Below are 26044 nucleotides of genomic sequence, written 5' to 3'. Positions count from 1 at the left end.
ACCATTAAAAAAATCGCTGCTGCGATTTTTTTCGTTTGGTGCTTAGCTATACATTCCGATTAACATCTTGTCACAACGATGGTCATTGTAGGCACAGCAGACGAGTTCTCACACTCATGTCGCCAAAGTCTATAAAAGGGGAGAATGTTAACGGCTATTACTTTACGCATGACCATCAATGATGCTATTTTTTGCCATTAATGTTGCTGGATTTCCTGCTACACGGGCATAAGAGGGAACATCTTTTGTGACAACAGAACCCGCGCCCACTATCGCTCCTTCATTAATCGTCACCCCGGGTAATATAATTACACCGCCACCAATCCATACCTTATCTTTTATCGTTACCGGTTTAGCAATTTCATCTCCGGCAATACGTTTATCAGCATCAAGTGAGTGCGCGGCTGTGTAGACTTGTACTCGTGGACCAATCATTACATTATCACCTATAGTGACTTGAGCATTATCTAAGATAATCGCACCAGTATTAATGTAACTTTGTTGCCCTAAAGATAAATGGCATCCATAACTCATTTCAAGGGGAGGGGCTATGTGACTTGTTGTCGATACTGATGCGCCCAATTTTTTTAGTAATTCAGCTCTTTTTTGTGCATCGATTTCATTGTTAAATTCATGAAGTGTAAGGAATGCTAACGCTCTTAAATCTGTTAATTTTTGGTCAAGACAATTATATGTTTGACCCTCTCTCATATTTTGTAATTCTGACATTGAGTAAATTGGCCTCTAATTTATAAGCAAAACGCCCATCGTCTTTAATGTTCACTGTCCCCATAAATTGACATAGCCCCATACCAAAGCGCAATCATCTCGCTAAATGATGCACCTAAACGTTGACATTAAATGTCCCTGTAGTGTGACTTGTAACGTAAGTTACACAGCGAACAAACCTTGGGGTATAACATGTTACTCCAATACGTTTGCTAAACGTTAACAGCGCTTTCCCTTGCATCACGATAAATGTTATCACCAGGGATCTTAAGCATTTTGGTTTCACCAAAATAAAAAGGGTCACAATAATGTGACCCTTTTTAGTGTGTCCAGATTATGTTAATCCGTTTCAAAGTGGCTGCCGAGTTGTACTTTATCTATTTCAGATATTCAGCCTGAACCCGTGTTAAAATGGGACATGTGCCAAGTTCTAGGGGCGGCGGATTTATTCACAGTCGCGATTTTTGAAGGCCATTATTAAATGCCATTAGTTAACGCATCAAAGGTCATCCTTGCTTTGCCATTCATATTAATTGAGCTATGGCCATGCATATGTTTTTCTAAGGTATCAATTGAACTAAATATTGGGTTTGATATTTCAAATTGTTCAACGTCATATTCAATGCAGTTCAGAGCAACATGTTTTGTCAGCCGCCCTTTTAACGCTGAGATATCGAGCTGCTCTGCTGATAACACGATAAATTCATCACCATGAACCCTAAATAGCGGCGATGCTGGCAACATGTGTGTCAAGTCTGTAGCTAATTCAACTAACAAATGGTTACCATTTGCCCAACCGGCTTCCTGGTTGAACATAGAGAAATGTCGAAGATAAATGATGGTTGCATGTTGAATTTGTTCTGGTTTGATTTTCACATTTTGCTCACTGCTAGGGGACAGCAATATATTGAGAAATTCGCGATTAAACAGTCCAGTTAGTTGATCATTATAAAAGTAAGCCAGTCTTTGTTGCTCGGTAATATTCTGCTGGGCTTGTTGGGTTGTATATTCCAGTTGAACAGTGCGTAAAGCGCTAACCGCCACTTTGGCGTAGTGCGGATTAAATTGACGGCCTGCAAGTAGTGATATTTCATTAAGGCTTTCTTCAACAGTCTTGCGACCTTTATAGATGCGGTCAGTGGTCATTGCATCAAAGGCGTCGGCAATACATATAATTTGTGCAAGCTTTGGTATCTCTTCACCACTCAAGCCATCAGGGTAGCCTGAGCCGTCATATTTCTCATGGTGAGAGCGAACGATATTGGCAATATCAGTAAAGGTATTGATTTTATACAGTAGTTGGTACCCAGACGTGGCGTGTTGCTGAATAATCTCAAATTCAATTTTATTGAGTTTCCCCGGTTTGAGTAAAATGGAATCTGGCGTGGCAATTTTACCTATATCGTGCACCATTGCTGCTCTATGAAGCTGATCAATTTCCGAATCAGTTAGTCTTAATGCTTTGGCGATACAAACGGCATAATCGGCCACTCTGCGAGTGTGCCCCGCGGTGTAACTGTCTCGTCCTTCAATCATTTCTACCAATGAATATAAATATTGTTCAAAATCATTTTGTTTATCAAACCAATATTTTTTAGCTAGATTCTTATAATGGATCATCGCCGCGCAGCCGATGCCCCATAGTATTAATAAAAATAGACTTGTATAGGTCAACTGGTGAAGCATTTGATCGTAAAAAGGCTGGACGGGAATTGAAATTGAAATACCACCACGAACATCGCCAACGCTATACCCTTGGTGAGCATGACACTTTAAGCATGCTTGGGTCACGAGCATGGGTTCTAAAACGCGCATATAAGTGATGTTATCAATTTTGGCCAGTTCGCCGAAGTCATTCAATGATTTTTGCATTCCCGTTAAGGCTTTTGTTTCCCAGGGATCTGCTGCATTATTTGGATTGAGTGGATTGATACTGGTGATATGGCCTCTAATACCGTACTCATTAGCATAATCTTCAGCCACTTGGGTAAGAATATAAGCAGGGTTCATTAAGGTGAGTTGTTGACCATCATCAGTGATGACATCTCGATTGGCAATATGAGATAAGTAAATATTAGGGGTTGTGCGCTCGCTGACAGGGACATAAACGCCGCCATGTGAAGCTACCCACTTTCTAATTGCAACATCTTTTCTAATGCTTGCCTTAGCTTCGTTAAAAGCTAATTGCTCTGCAGATACTCTGGTTTGCCAATATAACGTTGTGATAAAACCAAGGATCAATAAGGTCCAGCCTACCAATGCTAAGTTCATCGTACGCTCGACGAATTTTGAATTCTTATTCAAAAATTTGTCTCCAGTCGTTTTTTGAATAAGAATTTATATTCGATGTTAAAACGTTAAGTAATAACGAGGGGCAAATTGTTCTCACTGAAATCACCTATTTTAGTCAAGCTAATTTTTTATCAAATACTGAAATATTATGTCATATATTAATTTTTTTTCGGTAATAAATTATCAAGATTGTTAACGCCATCTCACTAATTTTACTAATTTAGTCGTCAACGGTATTGTTATGTTTAAAACACTCACTCAAAGCTGTGTTGTTATTGTTATCGAATTAACATTGCATAAACAGGCATAAAAAATATAGATATATAGAGAGATAGAGATCCCCCTTTTGGAGAAATAAAATTTGCTATCTCAACACGCCAAAGATAATATGCATAAAAAATGCATCTTACCATTAGCATAAGCTAAAAATTAATCTGAGCCGTTTAAATGATCCCAACTTCAGCCATTAATTATCGGCATTTGCCACCGCAGCACCAGCAGTTGGCGACATGGTCCAAAGTGCTTATTGCCCAGCACGTTCAATTGAAAAGCGAAATTAACTACCTTACTGCTCTATTGTCTCAACCCACATTTTGCATCTTTCAATTCGATGCTAAGTTACGTCGACTCATTAAAGGGCTCAAAACCCATTTGCAATTAGAACATGAGTTTTTTACCCCCGTGTTATCGCAATTACATATCACCTCGAATCAAAAATATCGCCTGACAGAGGGCTATGAGGCACTGTTTGATACCTGTGAATCAACTGCGAAACTGGTTTACTCGTTGAAGTTCACCCTCAAAAACAGCGCAATTAGTACAAGTCATATCAAAGAAATAGAATGTATGTTCAGTGATATACGTGCTCGTCTTGCCGATGAAGATATCGCCTATTCTATGATTGATACTTTGGAAGAACTGCATGCTTGAGTTTGTATACCACGATGAACCCGCCCGGCTTGAATGGTTCGTGCAGGACTTAGTCACTGCCGCGCAACATACTTTGTATGGTCAAGAGTTACTTTGTCGGGCCACGCTTGTCGATTCCCAAATCCCCATCGCGATGGAGCCGTTGATGGACTATCTCAATCACCATCAAGATTTGCTTTTGGAGATGACCAATCAGCAGCTCGACGATTTGTTTATTAGTGGGCGGTTGACGCATCTGATTGACAATAGCATCTGGATCAATATCGCCGGAAAATTGATAGCTTGCGCCAGTTTGTTTGACCGTCTGTGGCGACAAACGCTAAGCAAATTAACCGCTATGCAAAAACAATGTTTGGTATTAGAGATCTGTGAAGACACTATCAGCAGTGATGATCCGAGCGTTGCAAGGATTTCATTTTTACAAAACCAAGGTTTTAGGGTGGCGATGGATGATTTTGGTTCCGGTCACTCAAATCTTATCCAGTTGAGTCGGTCAAATTTCGACATTATTAAGCTGGATTTGAAGCTTATTCAGAATGTTCCGACAGACTTATGGGCCGCCAGTTTGTATCGCGAAGTGATAAGCCTTTGTTCGTCAAAAGGCAGTCTTATCGTGGCAGAAGGGATTGAAACTCAGGCGCAGTCTGACTTCGTCCGCTGGGCTGGCGTCGATATTATCCAAGGTTTTTTATATTCAAAACCCCGACCTATCAAAGTAAAGCTCGCGAAAAACGGGTAATTTCAACAAGTATAAAGAGGAAAACAAATGCGCTCATTATTTTTAAGAATGCGATTGATCCATTGGGCGGGGGCGATGGCATTGTTTATCAACGCTCTATTTTTTACCGATGGGATTGGTTCTCAAGTGGTTCAATATTTGGTTATGACTTTTCTGGTTATCCATGATATTGATGAGAAGTATTGGGGCGTTGACGCCCTGAAGAACGTAACGATTTATATGAAAACCTTTGAGAAAAAAGATCTCTCAGTGCCTTGCGAAGTCGATAGTCGCTACAACAGTGAAATAGGCAATGTGCTCGATGTGGTGAATACCTTCCGAGTCAACGTGAATGATGCGCTGGTTGATATTCAGCAGCAAGCCAATACCTCAGATGATATTGCCGAACTACTAAAGCAAAAAGCCCAAAATATTTCGTCAAGAATTCAAGATCAAGATAACCGAGTGGATTACCTAACAGACCGAGTCGATATTTTAGATAGCACATCGGTTTCATTGCGGGATAAAGCTGAAGCAACTCGCCAACAAGTCGAGCGCACCCAAGCTGGATTGATCTCGTCTAATGAACATATGGGTACAATGGCCCAAGGATTGCACTCATATATCGAAAATAATGACAAATTACACAACAAATTTAACTCACTTTCAGAGCAAACAAAGTCTATCGAAAATGTAGTGATGGTGATCAAAAATCTTGCAGATCAAACCAACTTACTCGCCCTTAATGCTGCTATTGAAGCGGCGAGAGCAGGCGAGCATGGTCGCGGTTTTGCCGTGGTTGCCGATGAGGTTCGCAACCTTGCGTTTTCTACCCAGAAGAGCCTTGATGAAATTAACCGCATTATCGCGGGGATCTCTGATGCTGTCATTGATGCTGGTGATCAGATGAAATCACAGTCGAGTGCGATTACCCGCTTAGCGCAATATACCACAACCAGTCAGGTCGAATTACAGCAAGCCTGTTCTAATATCGATGAGATCTTAGGGCTTATTGGTCAGGATAAAACTGAAAATAACATTGATATTCAATATATTAATCGGTTGGTCGCTGACGTAGCTGGCGAGATTGACGTGCTTAAAAAACTGTCTAGTTCTAACGCCCATGATTGTAATGATCTTGAGCAGCAAGGACACCGTTTAAGTGAAGTGACGGCTCAAATTGTTGAACAACTCGGTGCGTTTAAAACGCGCGCAGCAGGGGCGTAGAATTTGCTCAAATGGATGTCTTGTTGATTTGAGGACGTGAAAATGAGAATGACTAGTTTTACCGACTATAGCTTACGTACGCTGATGTATTTGGCGAGCCTTCCAGAGGGGCAATTAAGTAGCGTTAAGGAGGTTTCTCAGTTATATGGTATTTCCCAAAATAACATGACCAAAGTGGTCCACAAACTTGCTCAACATGGTTATATCCAAACGCTTAGGGGCAAAGGGGGTGGCATTCGGCTAGCAATGTCGCCCGATACCATCAGGATCGGCACCATAGTAACGCTATTTGAAAAAACGATGGATGGTGTAGATTGCTTAAGTTCAGGATGCGTCCTGCAGCCTGCGTGCAAACTAAAGCTGGCGATTATCAAAGCGATGGATAATTTTATCTGCACGTTAAATGAATTTACCTTGGCAGATATGGTCGTCAATAAGCAGGAAATATCTTATCTGTTGCAGCTAAAAACAGCCAAAACAGAATAAACGTGGAAGCGAGTAAACTAACCTTAGTGTTAACTCGTTGGAACATTCCTAGGTGGAAAAGTGTGCCGTTAAACGAAAGTACCTATAAAACGATTGTAAAACAATCAACGGATGCAGTGATTATTGCTGACGCAAATGGCAATATCCTTTCTTGGAATGACTGCGCGGAGCAGATCTTTGGATACACAGAGCAAGAGGTCCTTGGTAAACATGTCCATGATATTTTACCGACTAAAAAACTGAAGATACGCGCCGATGCATCCTTTGATAAATTCAAAAAAAATAATGACTTTGGGCCTCTTATTGGCAAAGGTATCCATGTTCAAGGGTTAACCAAAGCTGGCAAAGAGGTGCACGTTCATTTTAGTCCTAATGTCACCAAGATTGATGGCGAAACGATTATTTTTGCTTTTATTAGAGATATCTCTGACATCATCTCACTGCAAGAGAAGCTGAGACTGCAGTCGACCACGGATGAACTCACCGGCATTCTTAATCGGCGTGCCTTTCTCGAGCAGTTTAAAACTGCCTTTGGTCTGGCGCAGCGTCATCAAGAACACTTTTCATTGTTGCTGTTCGATATTGACTACTTTAAAAAAATTAATGATCAATATGGTCACCACGTTGGTGATCGGGTGATACAAGGATTTGCGCATCACATTCAACAAACTATTCGTGATGAGGATATTTTTGGTCGGGTAGGAGGTGAGGAGTTTTACCTTGCACTCCCCAGGATCGCGCAATCAGACGCTGAGGTGGTGGCTGAGCGTATTCGAGAGAGTATTGAAGCTATGGTTATCATCACGGAACAATATAGCTTATCAGTGACTACCAGTATCGGTATTGCTAGCTTGCTGGCTGACGATAGCTGTGACTTGATCCAACAGCGCAGTGACGTGGCGCTTTATCGCGCCAAAAATAGTGGTCGTAATTGCGTGAGTGTCTTTGATCGAGAAAAGTCGTAACCAGAGTTTAGGGGTAAACCCTATCTAAAGGCCCGTTAAGCGTTCCCATTTCTGGTTCGTTATCTTGAAGGTTCACTTCACTCACCGTTTCGCAGAAGTATCTACACGTAAGAGTACCGTAGGTGATCAACAATGAAGCTATATGCTTCAAACAAACTATCCAAAACCAACTCAGCCAGGAGCTACATCAGAAAATGTAATCTGTCTTCATTCGAAGGTTAGCCTACTTTGGGGCAATAGTGAGTCTGAAATAGTTCGCTGACTCGATACTGGACATACCCTTGATAGTGTAAATAGGCTAATTTTTTGTTTGGATAATTGCTTATATAGCAAGTCAGCAAAGACTGCTACTGGTCGTTATGTTCAAGTTGCATGGTTTTAGATTAAACAGTGAATGTATTTAGAAAAATTTTGTCACATTTTGCTCTTCACATACGTTTTATTAGATATCAACTTACCACCACAGAGATTATCTAAGGAAAATGATATGCAAAACAAACTAAAAAAACTATTCACTCACTCAGCTATTGCTGTAGCAATGCTCACGTCATCTCAGGCCGCTTTCGCTCATTGTGACACCACGGAAGGACCAGTCGTTAAAACTGCTCAGATGGCTCTAGCGAAAGGTGATGTCACACCATTATTAAAGTGGGTAACACCAGCGGAAGAACAAGATATTGTAACGGCATTTGAAAAAACATTAGCAGTCAGAGGGCAATCCCCACAGGCAAAAGAGCTTGCGGATATGTACTTTTATGAAACCCTTGTTCGTATTCATCGGGCTGGCGAAGGAGCACCATACACGGGGTTGAAGCCGGGTATAGAAATTGATCCCGCGATTGCTCTTGCAGATAAGGCTCTGGATTCTGGTTCAGTAGATAAACTGGTTAATAGTTTAACTAAAGCAATGGAAAATGGTATTCGTGAGCGTTTTTCTCATGCATCTCATAACATGAAGAACCAAGATGACAGTATTGATGAAGGTCGTAAATTTGTTGCTAGTTATGTTGATTTTACTCACTACGTAGAAGGACTGCATGGTCTCATTAAAGGTGGCGTAGCTCATCACCATGAAGAATAAGTTTAGAAATAGATTGAAGTAAATATTTTAGGCTGGCACAACCCACCTTGTTGCCAGCTTTCTATTGTTAACACAGGAGTAAATTTCTATTGATAGTTTGTTTGGAGGACCTAGAGCGTGACAGACGAGCAGCTAATGCTAGCTTATGCAAGTGGTGATTTATCAGCATTTCAGGCTTTGTATCAAAGGCATAAAAGTCACATATTTGGCTTTGTCCTGAAAAAGTTAGGCAATCAGCAAGAAGCAGAGGAAGTGTTTCAAATTGTTTTCATTAAGTTACATACATCTCGGGAAAAGTATTACGAGGAAATTCCCTTTCTACCCTGGATATTTACTATTGCAAGAAATGCTGTGATAGACCATGTAAGAAAACACCAAACGTATAAAAAACATGTTGATTCTTATATTGAGGACTTTGAGTTTAGCAAGGACAATGAGATCTCTAATCATAGCCATTTCGATGTAGACCCGCTTTCTAGTTTAACCGGTAGCCAACGGGACGTGCTGTCGCTTCGCTTCAATGAAGGCTTAACATTCAAAGAAATTGCAGAGCAGACACAGACTTCAGTGGTAAATTCTCGACAAATATTAAGCAGAGCAATCAAGAAATTACGCTCCCTTATTAAAGCTAAAGGGTAATAATATGAGCGATGATGATAAAAATGCGTTCAGGGACTTTGTAAGGTTCCTCAATACAAAGCCTGTTGCTCCAAACCCACGAGTCGATGATGCGATTCTTCAAGTGGTAAAAAAGGATCTTTGTATTCCGGTCTGGCAAATCTATGCCAAAATGCTTCTCATCAGTGTTAGCTCTGGCATGATGTCACTTATGGTTTGTCCTCAATTTGGCATCGGCCAAGAAACTTTATTTTTTCACAGTCTTCACGCCACAAGCTCTGATATTGTACCGCATCTTCTTTGTGGTCTATTTTTTGTAACTATTGGGGCATCACTTAATGCTGCGCTCTTGAAAAGAAGTGAAATTCAAGCAATCAGTAAGCAAAAATACACCTTCTTCATAGGCTATAGCTTTATCTGTTTTACACTATTTATTACTTTCGGAAAGGATGCCTTTGTTGTTAGCTCACTATTCTGGGTATTAGGAGCCATTTTGGGTAATGTATTAGGCTTTCTTTCAATCAATACATTAAGGTTTGCATTGAAGTGATCTGATCCAGTTACTTAGACAATGAGCTACGCTATTTTTTAAATTAGTAACCAAATTTGAGATTAAACATGGCTAATTGTTATTAGAAATTGATGGCCAAAATAGATGAACAACTTATGAATGTTAGGCGTCAACTAGCTTGTCCTATCGCATTGACTCACTTAAATCCATACTACTAATATGTCGTTGCCTCATCTAAAATAACACTAGTTGTGATTCTTTTAAGATGAGGTAACTAGATATGATTAAGTCTATGAGTCTAAATGCGAGAAAGGAATTGTTAGCTAGCATTAAACAAAAATATCATGACGCTAACTGGATAGATAAAGGGAAAATACTTGATGGAATAGTTGCTGCTACCGGCTATGAACGAAAATATACTATCGAATTGTTGAATACCATCAATCAGAATATCTTTCCAAAAAATCGCAAGACACCCCATCGCTACGACGAACAGCTACGACAAGCTCTACTTGCTGTTTGGTATGCGGCTAATCAAATATGCTCTAAACGTCTAGTGCCATTTTTACCCTACCTAGTCGAAGCAATGGAGCGTCATGGTCATCTACGCTTACCTATTGATGTACGAGAAAAATTGCTACAAATTAGCCCTTCTACTGTTGATAGGATCCTCAAACCTGAACGAGAAAAAATCAAACAATCTGTAAGCACTACTCGTAAAGGGAATTTATTAAAGCACCAAATTCAAGTCAGAACATTTGCTGATTGGGATGACGTTATTCCTGGATTTCTGGAAGCTGACCTCGTCGCTCATTGTGGGGGCAATACCAATGGCTCTTTTTTAAATACGCTCACATTAGTTGATATTGCCACTGGTTGGTTAGAGTGCATGCCTTTGTTACGAAAAAGCGCCAGCGACGTGATTGATGGCTTACAAGTAGCTAGTGACTTACTTCCATTCCCTATGCAGGGAGTAGACACAGATTGTGGCAGTGAGTTTATAAATTATGAATTATTAGAATACTGCGAAGAAAATAATATCACCTTTACAAGAGCAAGAACTCACCGAAAAAATGACCAGGCGCATGTGGAAGAAAAAAACGGTTCTGTTGTACGTCGATTGGTTGGTTATGATCGCTACGAAGGTTGGAAAGCCTGGGAAGCTTTGGCAAGGCTGTATCGCATAGTCAGGATGTACGTTAATTTCTATCAACCATCGCTGAAGTTACTTGAAAAAGAACGTGTTGGGGCTAAGGTATCAAAGAAATATGATGATGCAAAAACACCTTATCAACGCGTTTTACTTTCTGACCATGTTAATCAGTCTACAAAAGAGTCACTTAGGTTAGAGTATGAAAGATTAGACCCGGTTTATTTGTTAGCTCAATTAGAATCACTACAAGATGAATTGTGGAAATACTCATGGGATAAAAGAGGTCATGCTCAAGATGATTATATCGTAACTGATGACGTTGTTAAAAAACAATTATCTAAAATACCGCCTGTTATCATTACAGATAGAGTGAATCGTCATTACCATAGAAATGATAAAGTTGACTTCAGAAAATCTCCTCGGACATGGCTAACTCGAAAAGATCCGTTCGAGGATGTTTGGGATGAAATACGATTAAGAATGGAGTTAGCACCTGAAAATAATGCTAGAAAAATAATTTTGTGGCTCATGGATAAATATCCTGATAAATTTTTAATAGGGCAAACCCGAACACTTCAACGAAGACTTGCTCTATGGCGTCAAAACCAAGCGAGTCAGGAAGAAAAACTACGTGATTTGATGATTAATGAATTAGTGCCCGTTTTAAATTTTAATATCCCAGAGGAAAGTGAAATCAATCAGTAGGAAACACTATACTGCTGAAGGAGCGCTAGCCTGTTATGTCATTTGATTCTTACTTACATATGCGGTAACAAATCTTTAAATGTAGTATGTTTTTTTAATGAGGCAATACGACCGGCCAAGTTAATTGTCGTCTAATATATGAATGAGCTTTTGCCCTAACATGATGTATGGGATCTACCCCTCGGCGGTTAAACTGAGAAGGCGTCGCCTAATTTAAGCATTCTATTATGTTAACTCAGTATTTTATCGCTATCGACTTAGCTAAAATGCACTCCAAGTTGCCACATTAGTATTGTCAGCGTCGGCCAAAGCACACCTGTTGTTAAATGCTATAACCGAGTTAAGTAATGCAAAGTCTGAAACAGCAGTTGAGAAACCGAGATTGTATTGACTGAGAAAGGGACGGATGACCGTTCACTCTTGAAGCAAAGAACCTGACGAGAACGTGTGGGTTCGGATATTTCATTACTGAGAGCTAATAAACCACACTCGGCAACCAGCTTCTGCGTTGCTCTACTTCATGAATCTGACCTCCATGAAAGGAGGAAATGTCTTATTTTGTATGGAACAAAATAGACCATTCGGTCGTGTACGGATTCATTAAGTCACAATATTGACCACATCAGCCACATGCGAGGTGGGCTGGAGGCTGGAGGTCTCCGGCACCTAGACCTAAGCATGGTTTTTCAACGGGATCGCTGTTACTTCTTGCCGCGTTTACCCAACTCAGTCTCTAGCAAATGAACCATTTGTTCGGTCGCGCTTGTAACCGCTTCCCCAATCGTTTCCGCATGCTGGCTGGTTGCAATTGGACGTTCTCCGGCAAGCCTAACCTCCAGTAAACAGCGCTTGTCCTTACTACCGGACTTGGCCGAGCTGTTCTCGTCGCTTAAATGGACTTCAATGCGCGTGATCTGATCACTAAAACGGTTTAGATCTGATCTTAAAATGTCTTCGACACTTTGAGCAAGTGCATGTTGTCCGGATATGTTGTTATCTGTATTGATCTGGATTTGCATGACAATGTTTTCCTGTAATGTGAATTTACGCTAGGCCTAACATCTGTATAGCGCGCATGTGCGGTTTTCAATCCGAAGATGTCAATTCGCACAATGCTAAACACTTGACATTATAGAACGTTTTTATGACACGCAAGTATAAACCCAGGTAATTTAACCCTTATTTACCAAAAATAAGCATAAAATGAGAAAAACGGCCTAGATTACAAATAGACAAGATTTACCAATGCACACTTTACCGCTGTTAAATACAATAGAAGGGGGGATGTCGGTCAGTGTCATCGAACGGAGGCAGAAGCCTTTAGCCATTGGTTTCGTTATAAAAAATTCAAAACGATGCGTTAGGGGTAACCCAAAATACCCATTTGCAAGGGGCATTAAATGAGTTAGCTCGTAGGCGTGAATTCAAGCCATATTGATATCAAGAGATAGGCTAGCGGGGGATACGATATTGCCTGCAGCAATCAGCCAGCTTTAAGCTGGGGCTGTGTGGCAGCGATGTTGTTAACAAGCTAAACCCATCTCTTAATCGGAGCCGAGGTGAGTAATGGATCTCTTACACTAACACTTGGCGCGTGTTGGCAATATAGTGATGGATCTGAGCCTCTGTTTTTGTGTCAATCATCACTTCTGGTCGACGGTGTTCTGGGCAAGGCATGCGTGGTGTGGTGCCAAATACTCGGCATATCAATGGTCGCTCCTCATACACCTCGCATCCATTAGGGCCCAAGTACACACAGTTCCACTCTTTTAATGCGGCTTCATGCTGGGCATTGGTTTTAAAGGGTAGGCGAGCCATTTCTTCTGAAGAGGTTGTGACTGGGCCGCAACAATCGTGACAACCAGGCTTGCATTCAAATGACGGAATGCGCTCGCGCAGCAGATCGACTATCTCTATGTTATTTTTCATTAATACCTAACTTTTGTGTATACATAGCATGGGGTTGAAATCATGAGCTGACACTCCTTTGCAGTAAGGTCAGCGCTCATCATTTGCTGTTATCAAAGATTAACGGACTGAGTATGTTAAGCCTCAGCTCGATTAACATCTGCCAAGCAGGTTACAAACCTTGCTGATACTGGGCGTTAGTCGAGATGGTCACCAGTTGATTAAGCTCAACTTTAGCATCTACGACGCCTTTAAGGACGTTTTCAAAGTGACTGACCAGTTGTACTTTATCGATTTCAGCTTTTGAACCTGATCCAATATTGGTGAGGTCGATAAAGAACTCATCAAATAAGTGCGATAAGTCTTCAACGGCTTCGATGTTTAAAAACTGTTCGTGGTTATAGATGCTCGGATAGCCGCCTTTTTGTTTGTCTACCGCAAATGAAATGCCTTTGACGTTAGTGATGGTGGTGGCTTTTTCACATTTAAGCATGCAGCCATCTTCAATGCTGGGCTTATTACAGCCTACGGTTTGTTGGAAAAAGCATTGTCTGCTGGTCATCATCAAAATGGGGTGATAAATGCTGTAAAGCAGTTTAAAGTTTTCTGGCCTGGCGATGTTTTTAATTTGGTTACGATTAATCTCGTTCGATATAAACGCGCCAGCACAATTAAGCTGTTCTTGTAGCGTTAGCAAGGCATAAGAGTTAGTGGTGTTTAAAAACGGCCCCGCAATCCATTCGATGTCCATTTCATAGGCTTTAAACGCGACGCCGGTGTTGTTTGTCACAATACGCTTAGGCTTTACTACTTCTAATACTCTAACTGCTTCAAGGTAATCTTTGCCAATAAGTACTGCTGGAAACCACGGAATAAGCCTTGGGTTACGCAAGAATATGTCGATATACTTGTTGTCGTTTTTCTTAAAGCTTTCTGGCAACTTGAAATAAATATCGGCGTCAGTGACATCGCACAAGTTAACGTCTTTTTCGTCACTGATCAGCAAAGACAGTGTCGGGATCTCGGTCACTTTTGGGTGTTTAGTCAACTTAGGTAAGGTTACTGCGCCAATGTATTCTCTTTGAGTTAGTTGCAATAACAGTTGGTTTTTAAGCTGAGTTAATTGGCTAAACGGCAGGTTTAAATCGGCGTCTAAGTCGTCAAAATTGAACGTTTGTAACAAATAGCCGCTGCTTTTAAGGCTTTTAAAGCGTTTTTCGATAGCCGCTTCATCAATGCGAGACTCTGTTGCTTTAGTTAACGAGATAGCTGAGTTAATTACAAAATGTTGTTCTGGGGTGCTAACGGTTATCGACAACGGTTGATCCACTTGGCCGGAAAATGCCAGTTCTAGCGTTGGTTTGGCAATGCTTAAGTGATTAATTTTTTCAGCGACCAGTTCAACAATGGCGTTTTTATCTGACGACAGTGTGTGTTGTGCGGCTTCAATTTGCACTACAGATATCGCGTTACTCTTATCGTTAGCATGCTTAAAGCTGTTATCGCGCGGGTTGTCGATAAACATGTCTTTGGTGAGATTACCCTTTAAAAATGAGTTGGTAAAATCACGGTTAAACACTTTATGTAAGTTCGAGTCATCGGCTAATAATTTACCGGTATCGATAAATTTATCAATCTGCTTGCGCCAGCTATCGACCACGGTATGCACATATTGAGCACCTTTAATGCGGCCTTCAATTTTAAGTGAGTCAACACCAGCATCGACTAATTCTGGTAAATCAAAGTAGGCTGAGTTGTCTTTTAAGTTAAGCGGGAACTTGTTGCCAGTGGCGGTAATTTCATATTCATCACGACACGCTTGGCTACAACGACCACGGTTACCTGAATTGCCGACACTGACTGAACTTGAATAACATTGGCCAGAAAAGGCAATACATAATGCGCCGTGAACAAAGACTTCAGTGAGAACATCATGATCGTGGGCCAAGGTGGTGAGACTTTTAATTTCGCCAAGGTTTAGCTCACGCGATAAGTTAACCCGAGTGGCGCCTATTTTAGCTAAAAAGCCAATTTGGCCTTCGTTATGGGTTGTTAGCTGAGTCGATGCATGAATTGCTAAGCTCGGGAAATGTTTGCTGAACAAATTAAACAAACCTAAGTCTTGTACAATAATGCCATCTATACCGGTATTAACCAGTTGATTGAGTAATTTAACCAATGTAGGAATTTCGTTTTCAAGAATAACGATATTCATGGTGAGAAACACTTCACACTGGTATTGGTGAGCAAGTGCGATAACACCAATTAAGTCATCGAAGGAGAGGTTGGCTGCACGGTTGCGGGCGTTAAAGGTATCTAAGCCACAATAAACGGCGTTTGCACCGGCAATAATCGCAGCTTTGATCGCATCGACATCTCCACCGGGTGCCAATAATTCGATTTTTCTATTCATGATATTTTCGCTATTTTAGGACGTTAATTATTAATTTAGACAGTAATTTTACGGGTATTTTATGCTGATTGCTATTTATTAGCTTATCCGATTATATCAGCCATCACCAAGGTGAACTAAACGTAAAAAGCCTTCATTTATGCTTAACTACGCCACAAATGAAGGCCTTATATTACTAATCTAGTACCCATTACCTAATGCGCAAATTTTGATATTAACTTCTTGCTTCTGCTTCAGCTTGACTTGTAAGGTACTCGTTAAAAGTGCCATGGAAGTTAATCAATTTTTTGTCTTTTACATCAATAATACGTGTTGCCAGTGATGACACGAATTCACGGTCATGGCTGACAAATATCAATGTACCTTCAAATAATTTCAACGCTTGGTTTAGCGCTTCAATTGCTTCCATATCCATGTGGTTGGTTGGCTCATCCATTACCAGTACGTTAATATCCATCATCATTAACTTACCGAATAATAAGCGATTTTTTTCACCACCAGAACAGTTGCGTACTTTTTTGTTGGCATCATCATCAGTAAATAATAACCGACCTAACATGCCTCGAACCATTAAATCATTGTGCTTTGGTGTGCGCCACAATGACATCCAATCAAATAAAGTCATGTCATTATCGAAGTCGGCAGTGCTGTCTTGTGGGCAATAACCAATCGCAGCATTTTCAGACCATTTAATCCGGCCATGATTATGATCTAATTCATTAACCAAACAGCGTAGCAGGGTGGTTTTACCCACGCCGTTTTCACCAATAATCGCCAGTTTTGAACCGGCATCTAAAATAAGGTCGCCGTGTTCAAATAATACTTCATCAAAACCGTGGGACAGTTCCTCAAGCACTAATGCTTGGCGATGCAGTTTTTTGCATTCGGGAAAACGGATTGATGGGGTAATACGACTAGATGATTTAACATCATCTAATTTAATTTTATCCATCTTTTTAGCACGAGAGCTGGCTTGTTTCGCTTTGGATGCGTTGGCACCAAAGCGGTTAACGAAGTCTTGCAGTTCGGCCACTTCAGCCGTTTTCTTGGCGTTACCGGCTAAAAGTTGCTCACGGATTAAACCTGATTGAGCAATGAAATATTCGTAGTTACCTGGATAAACTCGTAATTCGCCGTAATCGATATCTGCCATATGGGTACAAACAGAGTTTAAAAAATGTCTGTCATGGGAGATGATGATCATTGTGCATTTACGTTTGTTTAACTCGGTTGCTAACCAACTAATGGTATGAATATCCAAGTTGTTGGTGGGTTCGTCGAGTAACAAGATGTCTGGGTTAGCGAATAAAGCCTGCGCTAATAGCACGCGCAATTTCCAACCAGGGGCAACCTGTTGCATTAAACCAAAATGAAATGATTCATCGATGCCGGCTTCTAATAAGATTTCACCTGCACGACTTTCGGCGCTGTAACCATCCATTTCGGCGAACTGGCTTTCTAAATCACCGACGCGCATACCATCTTCATCGGTCATTTCAGCTTTAGCATAAATGTTGTCACGTTCTTGCTTAACTTTCCAAAGCCCTACATCGCCCATGATCACCGCATCAACTACGCTATATTGCTCAAATGCGAATTGATCTTGACTAAGGGTACCGACTTTAAAGCCTGGCGTAATCGACACATTTCCTGACGTTGGGGTAAGCTCGCCACTCAAGATTTTCATGAACGTGGACTTGCCACAGCCATTTGCGCCGATTAAACCGTAACGGTTACCGTGACCAAATTGAGCCGAGATGTTTTCAAATAATGGCTCAGGGCCAAACTGCATGGTGATATTAGCGGTAGAAATCAAAGCAATGTTCCAACTGTGTACTAACTGAATATTTATCAACAAAAGGCAAGTAAACAGCCGTGTGAGAATAAGACAGACGTGAGTATATTAAGTAAATAGGCCGCGGATTATACAGGTTAGGGTTAATTTGTCGATTTATAATCTGCTAATATTATCCACTATAGTGTTAGTTACTCCGATTACCTTAACCTAGCGTTAAAAAGTGATGACGAACATGACTCTTTTGACGATTGAGGGATAACACTTGACCGCGGTCTGGCGCGCGTTTATAGCATGGTGCTGTATATAAAAAGCGATGTTAATTAGAGATTAACATCGCTTTTTCATTTATCTACCAAGTAACCGTGGCTAATTAATTTGCTATTGATAAGTCTGATTCTGCCGCAGCCAACAGGGCAAATTCTTCATTAGCACTTTTAGCAACTAAGTGCTTGGCGCTATAGCCAAAGTAATAGGCTGCACCAATTGCAAATAACACCATAGTGAATAGAAACGCCCGTGGATCGAATGCGTATACGCCAGTGAGTGCAATTAACGACAACACTAAAGCAATGCCCGAAGTAAAAATACCGCCTGGGGTTTTGTATGGACGAGGCATATCGGGTTGCTTGATCCGCAGTAAAATGTGGCTAAGCGCCATTAATGCATACGATACAGTGGCACCGACAACGGCCATGGCAAGCATTAAATCACCTTCGCCACTCAGTGAGGCAATAAAACCAAATATTGCTGGGACGATTAATGCGCGCGCAGGTACCTTGCGTGAAGTCGTAATGGATAATGAACGAGGTAAATATCCGGCACGTGATAACGCAAATACTAAGCGGCTATAACCATAAATAATTGAGAAAAATGAAGCAACTAGACCTGCCAAACCTAAAATATTTACTATGGTAGCCAAGCTGTGATTACCAGTAGCATTCAGTGCATCAACTAATGGTACCGCACTGGCACCCATGGCTGCAGCACCGCCAGCACCAGGGACTAGTACCACAACCAAGAGTGCAGTAAAGAGTAAAAATATCATTGCCCCAATAATGCCTTTTGGCACATCTTTGGCTGGATCTTTCGCTTCTTCTGCTGCTAATGGTACACCTTCAACGGCTAAAAATAACCACATTGCAAACGGCAATGCAGCCCAAACGCCGTACCATCCTAGAGGTAAAAACTCACTTGCCCCTGCCGCTTCTGTCACTGCAACATCATATAAGCGTGATGCATCAAAGTTACCGATCAGCACGACTGCAGTCGCAATGATAGCCAATACTGCTAACCCGCTGATCACCATCATTACTTTAAGTGCTTCACCGACACCGGCTAGATGAATACCCACAAAAACGATATAGAATAATGCATAGACCCAAGGACCATTAAACACCAATAATTCTTGCACTGCAGAGCCAATAAAAATCACAATGGCAGCAGGCGCCAGCGCATATTCAATTAACACCGCAAGTCCGGTTAAATAACCGCCGGCTGGGCCCATGGCTTGACGAGCAAAACTATAACCGCCGCCTGCAGCAGGTATTGCCGCTGACATTTCAGCTAAAGACAGTACTAAGGCTAAATACATGATGGCCATTAAGACAGCTGCAATGGCAAATCCACCCCAGCCAGCTTCGGCTATACCAAAGTTCCACCCGGCGAAGTCTCCAGATATAACGTACGACACTCCTAAACCGGCGAGTAAAACCCACCCTGCAGTGCCGCTTTTTAATTGCCTTTTGGCAAGATACTCTTTGTTGTTCTCAGACATGATTGTTTTCTCCGTTGGTAGTTAACCTCAGCACGGGTAGTAAACGGTTATCGAACAGGTAAAATATTCTGATTAGGTTTACTTATCCCATCTCTTAAACCGAGTTGAGGTTATTTAGTTTTAATATTTGTTATTCCGCGATTAAAAAGTTTTTGGTTTGTTGATGGTGTTCAATCACATCGTCTTGAGTGCGATCCTTTAAATTTACTCCCGTTAGCTTGATTTTTTGGGCTTGTGTTAATAGATAAACCGCACGTTTGGCTGCTTCGCTATAAAGCAAACCAGCAGGGCGGATGTTCGAAATACAATTTCGACTCGCATCGTTGAGTCCTGTTTTAGGTGCCCAAGTAAGATATAACCCAAGGCTGTCAGGTGAACTTAGCCCCGGCCGCTCGCCTATTAGCACCATCACAATTTGGGCATTTAGCAGCTGACCAATATCATCGCCTATGGCGACACGTCCTTGTTCAACCAAGGTTATTGGGGCTATTTTCCATGGTGTGTCTTGCTGGTTAAGCAGCGTTAATAACTCGGTTATAAATGGTTGGGCATTATTCTGTACCGCCAGTGATGACAAACCATCCACCACCACAATGGCGAGATCGTATTGGCTGTGGGTCGCTTGACCTTGGTTATCCATGTGGGTTAACAACGTTTTGCGACCACTGTCGGCGAGTTTTCTGCCAAGATCTGGGCGTTGTAAATAGGTAATGCGGTCTTTTGCCTGACTGCTGACCTTTATGGGCGTGGCAAGGTTAATCAGTGCTGGGATACTGGCTAGTTGCTCAACCAGTGCATCAATGTCGAGCGGAAAGTTTACCGCGTCGCGTGCTTGCGCATGAGACAATTGAAACGCTAACAACTCAGATGTGGGTAGACTAATGCCCGCTCTGCCAAGGCCTATGCGGGCATCGGTAAAACGGCGAAGATCGCGCCATGGATTGGACACCACAGTGCCATTAGCGAGATGTGATAGGGCTGTACCGACGGCATTATTGGTCTGTTTTACACAAGGTGTGCTCATTAGCGGCCTCCTTGCAGTGCATACAATGGCTTAGAAAATGCGCTCGGTAGCGTGCTTGATAACACACAGTCGGTGCTATTTTTCATGATGTTCATTTTTGTTAGCCACTGCTCAAACTCGGGAGCCGGGCGGGAACCCAATACTCGGCGGACATATAAAGCATCATGAAATGATGTGGTTTGATAATTAAGCATGATGTCATCTGAGCCGGGGATCCCCATTACAAACGAACATCCTGCAACGCCTAAGAAGGTGAGTAGATTGTCCATGTCGTTTTGGTCGGCTTCGGCATGGTTGGTGTAGCAAACATCACAGCCCATTGGCACACCGAGTAACTTGGCGCAGAAATGATCTTCAAGTCCTGCCCGGGTAATTTCTTTACCATCAAATAAATATTCAGGACCAATAAAGCCAACAACTGTGTTGACCAGTAATGGATTAAACTTGCGTGCGACGGCATAGGCTCTGGCTTCACAGGTTTGTTGATCTAATCCATGATGTGCATTGGCCGACAACGAGCTGCCTTGGCCCGTTTCAAAATACATCACGTTATTGCCAACGGAGCCTCTATTTAGGCTTAATGCCGCATCTTGGGCCTCTGCTAAGGTATTTAAATTAAAACCGAAACTGCTATTGGTGGCTTCTGTTCCACCAATAGATTGAAACACCAAATCGACCGGTGCACCTGCTTCAATACATTCAATGGTGTTGGTCACATGAGTTAGCACGCAGCTTTGGGTTGGTATTTGATATTTTTGGATCACGTCATCCATTAATTTCATCAGTTTAATGGCTTGTGCAACGTTGTCTGTAGCAGGGTTGATTCCAATAACGGCGTCGCCATTGCCATACAACAAACCGTCAAGTATCGAAGCTGCGATACCGTTAACATCGTCGGTAGGGTGGTTAGGTTGTAATCGGGTCGATAAGTGGCCGGGTAAGCCAATGGTATTTCTGAACGCGGTGGTAACATGGCATTTTTTAGCCACAAGAATAAGATCTTGATTGCGCATTATTTTACTGACAGCGGCAGCCATTTCTGGGGTTATGCCCATTTTTACTGCGGCTAATACCTGTGGTGTTGCGTAGTCACTTAACAGCCAATTACGAAAATCCCCTACGGTTAAATGGCTAATATAAGCAAATGCCTGAGTATCATGTTCGTCGAAAATTAACCGAGTCACTTCATCTGTTTCATAGGGAATAAGCGCTTCATTGAGGAAGGTTTTCAATGGCACATCAGCAAGTGTCATTTGAGCTACGGCCCGCTCGCGCGCTGATTGTGCAATGACTCCCGCTAAGCGATCGCCCGAACGTTGTGGTGTCGCTTTCGCCATTAACTCGGCCAGACTTTTAAATTGGTATGTTTGGCTACCTAAAATGTAGCGATACGATTGACTCATGAATTGACCTCATACATCACCGAAGTAAAAACCTTGGTACAGGTTTTGCTGTTTGCTAAGTGATAAATTAATTTCATATATCGTTAACAAAGCTTAATTTGTACCAAGTGACTATCAAGTTTTGGCAAAGTCATTTTTTACTAACTATATCAGCAAGGTAAAATATTTTTTATTGCAGATCTTGTGTGGGAATAGCGAATTCATTGCGAAAAGGGGCGACCGATGAAGCACCATATTAATCAGCGCGCACCACAAAAGAGCGTTGTGTACACTAATGACATCGATGAGCAAGCGCATAATTTACCCCAATGGCAGCAAGTATATGATCAGGTCAGTAATGGCAGTTTTTACGGTTGTATTGAGGGCCTTGATTATCCAGACGCGCATTTATTCAAAGAATTTACTCAGCGGGCATTAAGGCAGCAGTGTCATATAGCCCCCAATTCTATTTGGTTGGGCATTCCGCGTAGTTCAGCACAAAGTAAAATAAATGGCTTACAAGTAGAGACTCATCAGTTGATGTGTCGAAATAGTGATTGTGATTTTGAGCTCATCACCCCAGAGCAGTTTACGATTTATGGCGTGGTGATTAATCAACACACCTTATACACCATGGCGGATATACAAGGGCTGTCGTTGAAAAACATGTCGACGCGTGGGGCAGAACGAATTGCTTGTAACCCAATATTACTTAATCAAACTCGTTTGATGATTGAAAAAATTATGAATTACAGCGAACTAGGTTTACCCATTGAGTTACAGCAAGACATGTTAAGCACATTAACTCTTAACTTATTAAGCCAACAATCGTCAACACAAACCGTGGCGCCGAGTTATCAACATCGTCTGGCCGTGGTTGAAAAAGTCAAAGCCTTTATTGATGACCATCCGCAACAAGCGGTGACCATAACCCAGCTCTGTGAGCTCACTTTTGTCAGCCGCCGCACCTTACAGTACAGTTTTGAGAGTATTTTAGGCATTAATCCATTGCGTTTTTTACGCTTAACCCGTTTAAATAATGTGCGCCGAGAGCTGAAACAACCAGGGCAAGAGACTCCCATTGCGGTGATTGCGGCTAATTGGGGCTTTTGGCACCCAGGGCAATTCACCAAAGATTACACCCAACTATTTGGTGAAAATCCGTCGCATACCCTTAAACGTTGCATATGAACCTAATCGGTTAGTGAGGCGTATAGCGCTTACTAAGGTGATGAATGGATCATCATCGACTAAGATACATTATTGACAAAACATTAACCGAAGAGGGAACTCACATGCAGCAAAAATTAAACAATGCCATTCCACAACAAGCCTTTGATTGGTATGACTCATATGCTCATGGCGGAATGGATCGTCGCACGTTTATCACTAAGTTGGGGTCACTTGTCGCACTGGGTTATTCGATGACGGTGCTGACATCTGCTTTACTGCCCAATTACGCTCAAGCTGAACAAATTTCATTTAACGATGCCGACATTAAAGCCACTTACGCCCAATTTGACTCACCATTAGGGCATGGCAAAGGCCAAGGGTATTTAGTCGAACCAACACATAAAAGCGGTTTATTGCCGGTTGTGTTAGTGATCCATGAAAACCGCGGCTTAAACCCATACATTAAAGATGTTGCCAGACGTTTAGCAAAAGCGGGCTTTATCGCTTTTGCGCCCGATGCTTTGTTTTCACTGGGTGGATACCCTGGTAACGATGATGAAGGGCGTCAGATGCAAAGCTCGTTAGACAGAAGTAAGATCGAGCAAGACTTTGTTGCCGCGGGACAATTTTTAAAGGCGCATAAACAAAGTAATGGCAAGCTCGGTGCGGTTGGGTTTTGCTTTGGCGGTTATATCGTAAATTTTTTAGCAGCGGTTGACGCTAACTTGATCCAAGCTGGGGTTCCTTTTTACGGCACGCCAGCGGCGAAAGCATTAAGACACAATATTAAGGCACCCTTGTTAATTCAACTTGCTGAGTTAGATGAAAGAGTCAACAATACTTGGCCTGAATATGAACAAGATTTAATAGCGTTTAATGTGCCGTATCAAATGCACATGTATAAAAATGCTAATCATGGATTTCATAATGATTCTACTGGCCGATATGATGAAGTTAACGCTGAGCTTGCGTGGCAACGGACGTTAGCTTTTTTTAATCAACACATCAGTTAATGCCTCATTGCAGATAAGGTCATAAAGGTCAAAAGACTATTATTGTTTTATTGACCTTTATGATAGATATTTCTTATCTGTATATAATAAATAACTTTTAATTATCAAGGCTTTAGTGATAAATTTGAACATTTATTATTGTCTATTATGTAATGGTAATTTTGGTATTTGATGCTGCAATAATCATTTTGTTTCTAAGCCATTTATTCGCGGGTTCTTTGTCGACATTAACATGCCAATATAAATGGACCCCAATATCGGGTAATGCCACCGGCATTGGGTGAATGGCAATATCGAGCATCTGACTGTACATTGCGGCGGCTGTTTTCGGCAACGTCAGTAACATATCGTTATTTAAGATCACTCTACACGCAGATAGGGCATGCTGACAGCGTAATGATATTTTACGGTGTAAGCCTATGCGAGAGAGCTCAAAGTCTTCCAATCCCGGGCCGATCGATCTAGACGATACTAATATATGTTCGAGGTGCAAGTACGTTTTTAAATCGAGTTTTTCAGCAATAGCGGGGTGGTTCTTACGTGAAATAACAACCAGTTGGTCTACTTCTAATTGCGTATGTAAAATATTATTGCTGACAGGGATCAAGGTATCAATGGCCAAATCAATGTCACCACTGGCTAATTTATTTTCCAGTTCCGTTCGTCTTACCCTTTTATTACTGCGTAAATTTATTGCCGGTGATTCTAGCGATAAGCTTTGTTGCAGTATCGGTAAATAGTAGGGTTCTAAAGAACCATGTAATGACAGTGAAAAGCTTTTTCGTGAGGTTAATGGTTCAAATTGTCTTGATTGTACTAAGCAAACTTGCAATTGATGTAATGCTTCTCGAACATCATCAATGACGTTTTTAGCCACAGGGGTTGGCCTCATTTCATTGCCTTGTCTGATGAACAATGCATCGTCAAAATGGGTACGCAATTTTCCTAATGAATGGCTCACCGCAGGTTGCGATAAATTTAATACCGAAGCCGCTTTAGTGATATTTCCTTCGCAATATATTGCATCGAAAACCACAAACAAATTCAAATCAATTTTCATGCTCACTCCTGTGATCTCATGATGAATGTTGAGACCACCTCAATCCATTCGCACTATTAAAATTATAAATAGTAGGGTATTAGAACTATTCATTTGTTCAATTTAGATGTTGGCATTAGCATAGTCAAGTAGATTCGACATAGGGCAAAATTATGTTGAGAAGAGAGTTATATGCATTCAATACATGTGCGGATGTGGCTACTTAGCTTGTAAGTGTTAAATTTAAAACTCATTTAAACAGTGAGTTATCTTTATTTAGAATTGAATCATCATTTTTATTACGTTAGAGGCGCCATATGGCAGCAATTTATTTGATTCGACACGGGCAAGCCTCTTTTGGTAGTACTGATTACGATCAATTATCAGACAAAGGTAGCCAACAAGCGACCTTACTAGGTGAATATTGGCGTTCAAGAGTGGCCCCCAGCAAGTTTTATTGTGGCGATTTATTGCGACACGGCCAAACATTAACCAACTTTGTCAATGGCTATCAAGGGCCAACAACACCAATGGTTATCCACTCGGGTTTCAACGAATTTGATCATGTCGACATTTTGCAGAAATACAATGTTCAGTGGCAAAACTTCGCCCAAATGAGTCAAGAAATTAATCAACAAAACCAGCCAAACAAAGCGCTGCAAAAAGAGTTTTATCAAGCACTCCATCGCTGGATATCGGGCGACAAAGATGATGAATATAAAGAAAGTTGGCCACAGTTTCAGGCGCGCTGTATCCGAGCACTGCAAAATATCATTGAACAAGAACTCGCCAGAAAACGTGAGTTTAGTGCCGTAGTAAGTGGCACTAAAAAATCAAAAGACATTTTAGTGTTTACTTCAGGCGGTACGATTTCAGTCATCATTCAACACATATTGAAATTAACCGATCAACAAACATTGGCGATTAATCAACAGACCAGAAATACCAGTGTGACTAAACTGCTGTTTTCAGAAAACATGTTGAGTGTGGATTATTTCAATAACTATAGTCATTTAGAGCAGGCGGGCGATGATTGGATAACCTTTAAGTAATGTTGAATACAGATTAGGGTCATATCCAGTTGCGGTCTGAAAATAAGCGACTT

The 26044-nt window shown here is 41.4% G+C and carries 22 protein-coding genes; 12 read left to right on the top strand and 10 right to left on the bottom strand.

The annotated features are described in order from the left end of the window. Window positions 1-162 precede the first annotated feature (162 nt). Both AAEY93_RS03355 and AAEY93_RS03350 read right to left on the bottom strand, forming a co-directional pair. Window positions 163-729, bottom strand: coding sequence for a sugar O-acetyltransferase (locus AAEY93_RS03355; RefSeq protein ID WP_351074963.1), 567 nt, complete (start codon window positions 727-729; stop codon window positions 163-165). Between the two features lie 477 nt (window positions 730-1206). Beyond that, entirely contained in the window at window positions 1207-3033 is a 1827-nt protein-coding gene (locus tag AAEY93_RS03350; RefSeq protein ID WP_157822173.1) for an HD domain-containing phosphohydrolase, read from the bottom strand. A 435-nt stretch (window positions 3034-3468) separates the two neighbouring features. Here AAEY93_RS03350 and AAEY93_RS03345 point away from each other — a divergent pair, with 435 nt between their 5' ends. The 9 genes from AAEY93_RS03345 (at window position 3469) to AAEY93_RS03305 (ending at window position 11415) form a co-directional block, all read left to right on the top strand. Then, on the top strand, window positions 3469-3951 hold the full coding sequence (locus AAEY93_RS03345) for a hypothetical protein (RefSeq protein WP_351074961.1): 483 nt from the start codon (window positions 3469-3471) through the stop codon (window positions 3949-3951). Then, entirely contained in the window at window positions 3944-4690 is a 747-nt protein-coding gene (locus AAEY93_RS03340) for an EAL domain-containing protein (RefSeq protein ID WP_351074959.1), read from the top strand. Before AAEY93_RS03345 ends, AAEY93_RS03340 begins: the two co-directional genes overlap by 8 nt. A gap of 27 nt (window positions 4691-4717) precedes the next feature. After that, on the top strand, window positions 4718-5896 hold the full coding sequence (locus tag AAEY93_RS03335; RefSeq protein WP_351074957.1) for a methyl-accepting chemotaxis protein: 1179 nt from the start codon (window positions 4718-4720) through the stop codon (window positions 5894-5896). Window positions 5897-5938: 42 nt separating this feature from the next. Next, entirely contained in the window at window positions 5939-6382 is a 444-nt protein-coding gene (locus AAEY93_RS03330) for an Rrf2 family transcriptional regulator (RefSeq protein WP_351074955.1), read from the top strand. Window positions 6383-6384: 2 nt separating this feature from the next. Then, window positions 6385-7347: a sensor domain-containing diguanylate cyclase gene (locus AAEY93_RS03325; protein WP_351074953.1), complete on the top strand. Its 963-nt coding sequence runs from the start codon at window positions 6385-6387 to the stop codon at window positions 7345-7347. Window positions 7348-7834: 487 nt separating this feature from the next. Next, the gene (locus tag AAEY93_RS03320; protein WP_351074951.1) at window positions 7835-8428 is read left to right on the top strand and encodes a DUF6448 family protein; all 594 of its coding nucleotides are present in this window, start codon (window positions 7835-7837) and stop codon (window positions 8426-8428) included. 117 nt (window positions 8429-8545) lie between these two features. Further along, on the top strand, window positions 8546-9067 hold the full coding sequence (locus AAEY93_RS03315; RefSeq protein ID WP_351074949.1) for an RNA polymerase sigma factor: 522 nt from the start codon (window positions 8546-8548) through the stop codon (window positions 9065-9067). Window positions 9068-9071: 4 nt separating this feature from the next. Beyond that, a complete protein-coding gene (locus tag AAEY93_RS03310; protein ID WP_351074947.1) occupies window positions 9072-9596 on the top strand; it encodes a hypothetical protein in 525 nt (174 codons plus the stop codon). Between the two features lie 241 nt (window positions 9597-9837). Further along, a complete protein-coding gene (locus tag AAEY93_RS03305) occupies window positions 9838-11415 on the top strand; it encodes an integrase catalytic domain-containing protein (protein WP_124011562.1) in 1578 nt (525 codons plus the stop codon). A gap of 701 nt (window positions 11416-12116) precedes the next feature. On the opposite strand, the gene AAEY93_RS03300 is transcribed toward AAEY93_RS03305, so the two are convergent. The 7 genes from AAEY93_RS03300 to AAEY93_RS03270 all read right to left on the bottom strand — a co-directional run bounded on the left by AAEY93_RS03300 (window position 12117) and on the right by AAEY93_RS03270 (window position 21735). Further along, window positions 12117-12434 carry an HPF/RaiA family ribosome-associated protein gene (locus tag AAEY93_RS03300; protein ID WP_101031308.1) on the bottom strand — a complete coding sequence of 106 codons (318 nt, stop codon included), beginning with the start codon at window positions 12432-12434 and terminating at the stop codon, window positions 12117-12119. A 556-nt stretch (window positions 12435-12990) separates the two neighbouring features. Next, window positions 12991-13344: a YkgJ family cysteine cluster protein gene (locus AAEY93_RS03295; RefSeq protein ID WP_101031310.1), complete on the bottom strand. Its 354-nt coding sequence runs from the start codon at window positions 13342-13344 to the stop codon at window positions 12991-12993. A gap of 151 nt (window positions 13345-13495) precedes the next feature. Further along, a complete protein-coding gene (locus tag AAEY93_RS03290) occupies window positions 13496-15736 on the bottom strand; it encodes a peptidase U32 family protein (RefSeq protein WP_351074944.1) in 2241 nt (746 codons plus the stop codon). Between the two features lie 214 nt (window positions 15737-15950). Then, window positions 15951-17552, bottom strand: coding sequence for an ABC-F family ATPase (locus AAEY93_RS03285; protein ID WP_101031314.1), 1602 nt, complete (start codon window positions 17550-17552; stop codon window positions 15951-15953). A gap of 352 nt (window positions 17553-17904) precedes the next feature. Continuing rightward, window positions 17905-19308, bottom strand: coding sequence for an ethanolamine permease (gene eat, locus AAEY93_RS03280; protein WP_351074942.1), 1404 nt, complete (start codon window positions 19306-19308; stop codon window positions 17905-17907). Window positions 19309-19438: 130 nt separating this feature from the next. Continuing rightward, complete coding sequence (gene eutC, locus AAEY93_RS03275; RefSeq protein WP_351074940.1) at window positions 19439-20332, bottom strand: ethanolamine ammonia-lyase subunit EutC; 894 nt, start codon at window positions 20330-20332, stop codon at window positions 19439-19441. Further along, complete coding sequence (locus tag AAEY93_RS03270) at window positions 20332-21735, bottom strand: ethanolamine ammonia-lyase subunit EutB (protein WP_351074938.1); 1404 nt, start codon at window positions 21733-21735, stop codon at window positions 20332-20334. The genes eutC and AAEY93_RS03270 overlap by 1 nt, the downstream gene beginning before the upstream one ends. Window positions 21736-21957: 222 nt before the next feature. Between AAEY93_RS03270 and AAEY93_RS03265 the strand changes: the two genes are divergently transcribed. After that, window positions 21958-22905, top strand: a complete 948-nt coding sequence (locus tag AAEY93_RS03265; RefSeq protein WP_351074936.1) for a helix-turn-helix domain-containing protein — start codon at window positions 21958-21960, stop codon at window positions 22903-22905. 104 nt (window positions 22906-23009) lie between these two features. Beyond that, window positions 23010-23900: a dienelactone hydrolase family protein gene (locus AAEY93_RS03260; protein ID WP_351074934.1), complete on the top strand. Its 891-nt coding sequence runs from the start codon at window positions 23010-23012 to the stop codon at window positions 23898-23900. Between the two features lie 145 nt (window positions 23901-24045). Here the strand turns inward: AAEY93_RS03260 and AAEY93_RS03255 are convergent, their stop codons facing one another. Further along, on the bottom strand, window positions 24046-24960 hold the full coding sequence (locus tag AAEY93_RS03255) for a LysR family transcriptional regulator (protein ID WP_101031324.1): 915 nt from the start codon (window positions 24958-24960) through the stop codon (window positions 24046-24048). 296 nt (window positions 24961-25256) lie between these two features. Between AAEY93_RS03255 and AAEY93_RS03250 the strand changes: the two genes are divergently transcribed. Continuing rightward, complete coding sequence (locus AAEY93_RS03250; protein ID WP_351074931.1) at window positions 25257-25991, top strand: histidine phosphatase family protein; 735 nt, start codon at window positions 25257-25259, stop codon at window positions 25989-25991. Window positions 25992-26044 lie beyond the last annotated feature (53 nt).

This window comes from Shewanella sp. CAL98-MNA-CIBAN-0140 (assembly GCF_040309905.1).
Classification (GTDB): domain Bacteria; phylum Pseudomonadota; class Gammaproteobacteria; order Enterobacterales; family Shewanellaceae; genus Shewanella; species Shewanella psychromarinicola.
Note: the sequence above shows the minus strand (reverse complement) of the source record. Positions and strands in the feature narration are given on the sequence as shown.

Bases quoted from the DNA above. Each gene is read 5' to 3' on its own strand.
- AAEY93_RS03355 (WP_351074963.1), bottom strand. From the start codon at position 729: ATGTCAGAATTACAAAATATGAGAGAGGGTCAAACATATAATTGTCTT.
- AAEY93_RS03345 (WP_351074961.1), top strand. From the start codon at position 3,469: ATGATCCCAACTTCAGCCATTAATTATCGGCATTTGCCACCGCAGCAC.
- AAEY93_RS03340 (WP_351074959.1), top strand. From the start codon at position 3,944: ATGCTTGAGTTTGTATACCACGATGAACCCGCCCGGCTTGAATGGTTC.
- AAEY93_RS03335 (WP_351074957.1), top strand. From the start codon at position 4,718: ATGCGCTCATTATTTTTAAGAATGCGATTGATCCATTGGGCGGGGGCG.
- AAEY93_RS03330 (WP_351074955.1), top strand. From the start codon at position 5,939: ATGAGAATGACTAGTTTTACCGACTATAGCTTACGTACGCTGATGTAT.
- AAEY93_RS03320 (WP_351074951.1), top strand. From the start codon at position 7,835: ATGCAAAACAAACTAAAAAAACTATTCACTCACTCAGCTATTGCTGTA.
- AAEY93_RS03310 (WP_351074947.1), top strand. From the start codon at position 9,072: ATGAGCGATGATGATAAAAATGCGTTCAGGGACTTTGTAAGGTTCCTC.
- AAEY93_RS03305 (WP_124011562.1), top strand. From the start codon at position 9,838: ATGATTAAGTCTATGAGTCTAAATGCGAGAAAGGAATTGTTAGCTAGC.
- AAEY93_RS03300 (WP_101031308.1), bottom strand. From the start codon at position 12,434: ATGCAAATCCAGATCAATACAGATAACAACATATCCGGACAACATGCA.
- AAEY93_RS03295 (WP_101031310.1), bottom strand. From the start codon at position 13,344: ATGAAAAATAACATAGAGATAGTCGATCTGCTGCGCGAGCGCATTCCG.
- AAEY93_RS03290 (WP_351074944.1), bottom strand. From the start codon at position 15,736: ATGAATAGAAAAATCGAATTATTGGCACCCGGTGGAGATGTCGATGCG.
- eat (WP_351074942.1), bottom strand. From the start codon at position 19,308: ATGTCTGAGAACAACAAAGAGTATCTTGCCAAAAGGCAATTAAAAAGC.
- eutC (WP_351074940.1), bottom strand. From the start codon at position 20,332: ATGAGCACACCTTGTGTAAAACAGACCAATAATGCCGTCGGTACAGCC.
- AAEY93_RS03270 (WP_351074938.1), bottom strand. From the start codon at position 21,735: ATGAGTCAATCGTATCGCTACATTTTAGGTAGCCAAACATACCAATTT.
- AAEY93_RS03265 (WP_351074936.1), top strand. From the start codon at position 21,958: ATGAAGCACCATATTAATCAGCGCGCACCACAAAAGAGCGTTGTGTAC.
- AAEY93_RS03260 (WP_351074934.1), top strand. From the start codon at position 23,010: ATGCAGCAAAAATTAAACAATGCCATTCCACAACAAGCCTTTGATTGG.
- AAEY93_RS03255 (WP_101031324.1), bottom strand. From the start codon at position 24,960: ATGAAAATTGATTTGAATTTGTTTGTGGTTTTCGATGCAATATATTGC.
- AAEY93_RS03250 (WP_351074931.1), top strand. From the start codon at position 25,257: ATGGCAGCAATTTATTTGATTCGACACGGGCAAGCCTCTTTTGGTAGT.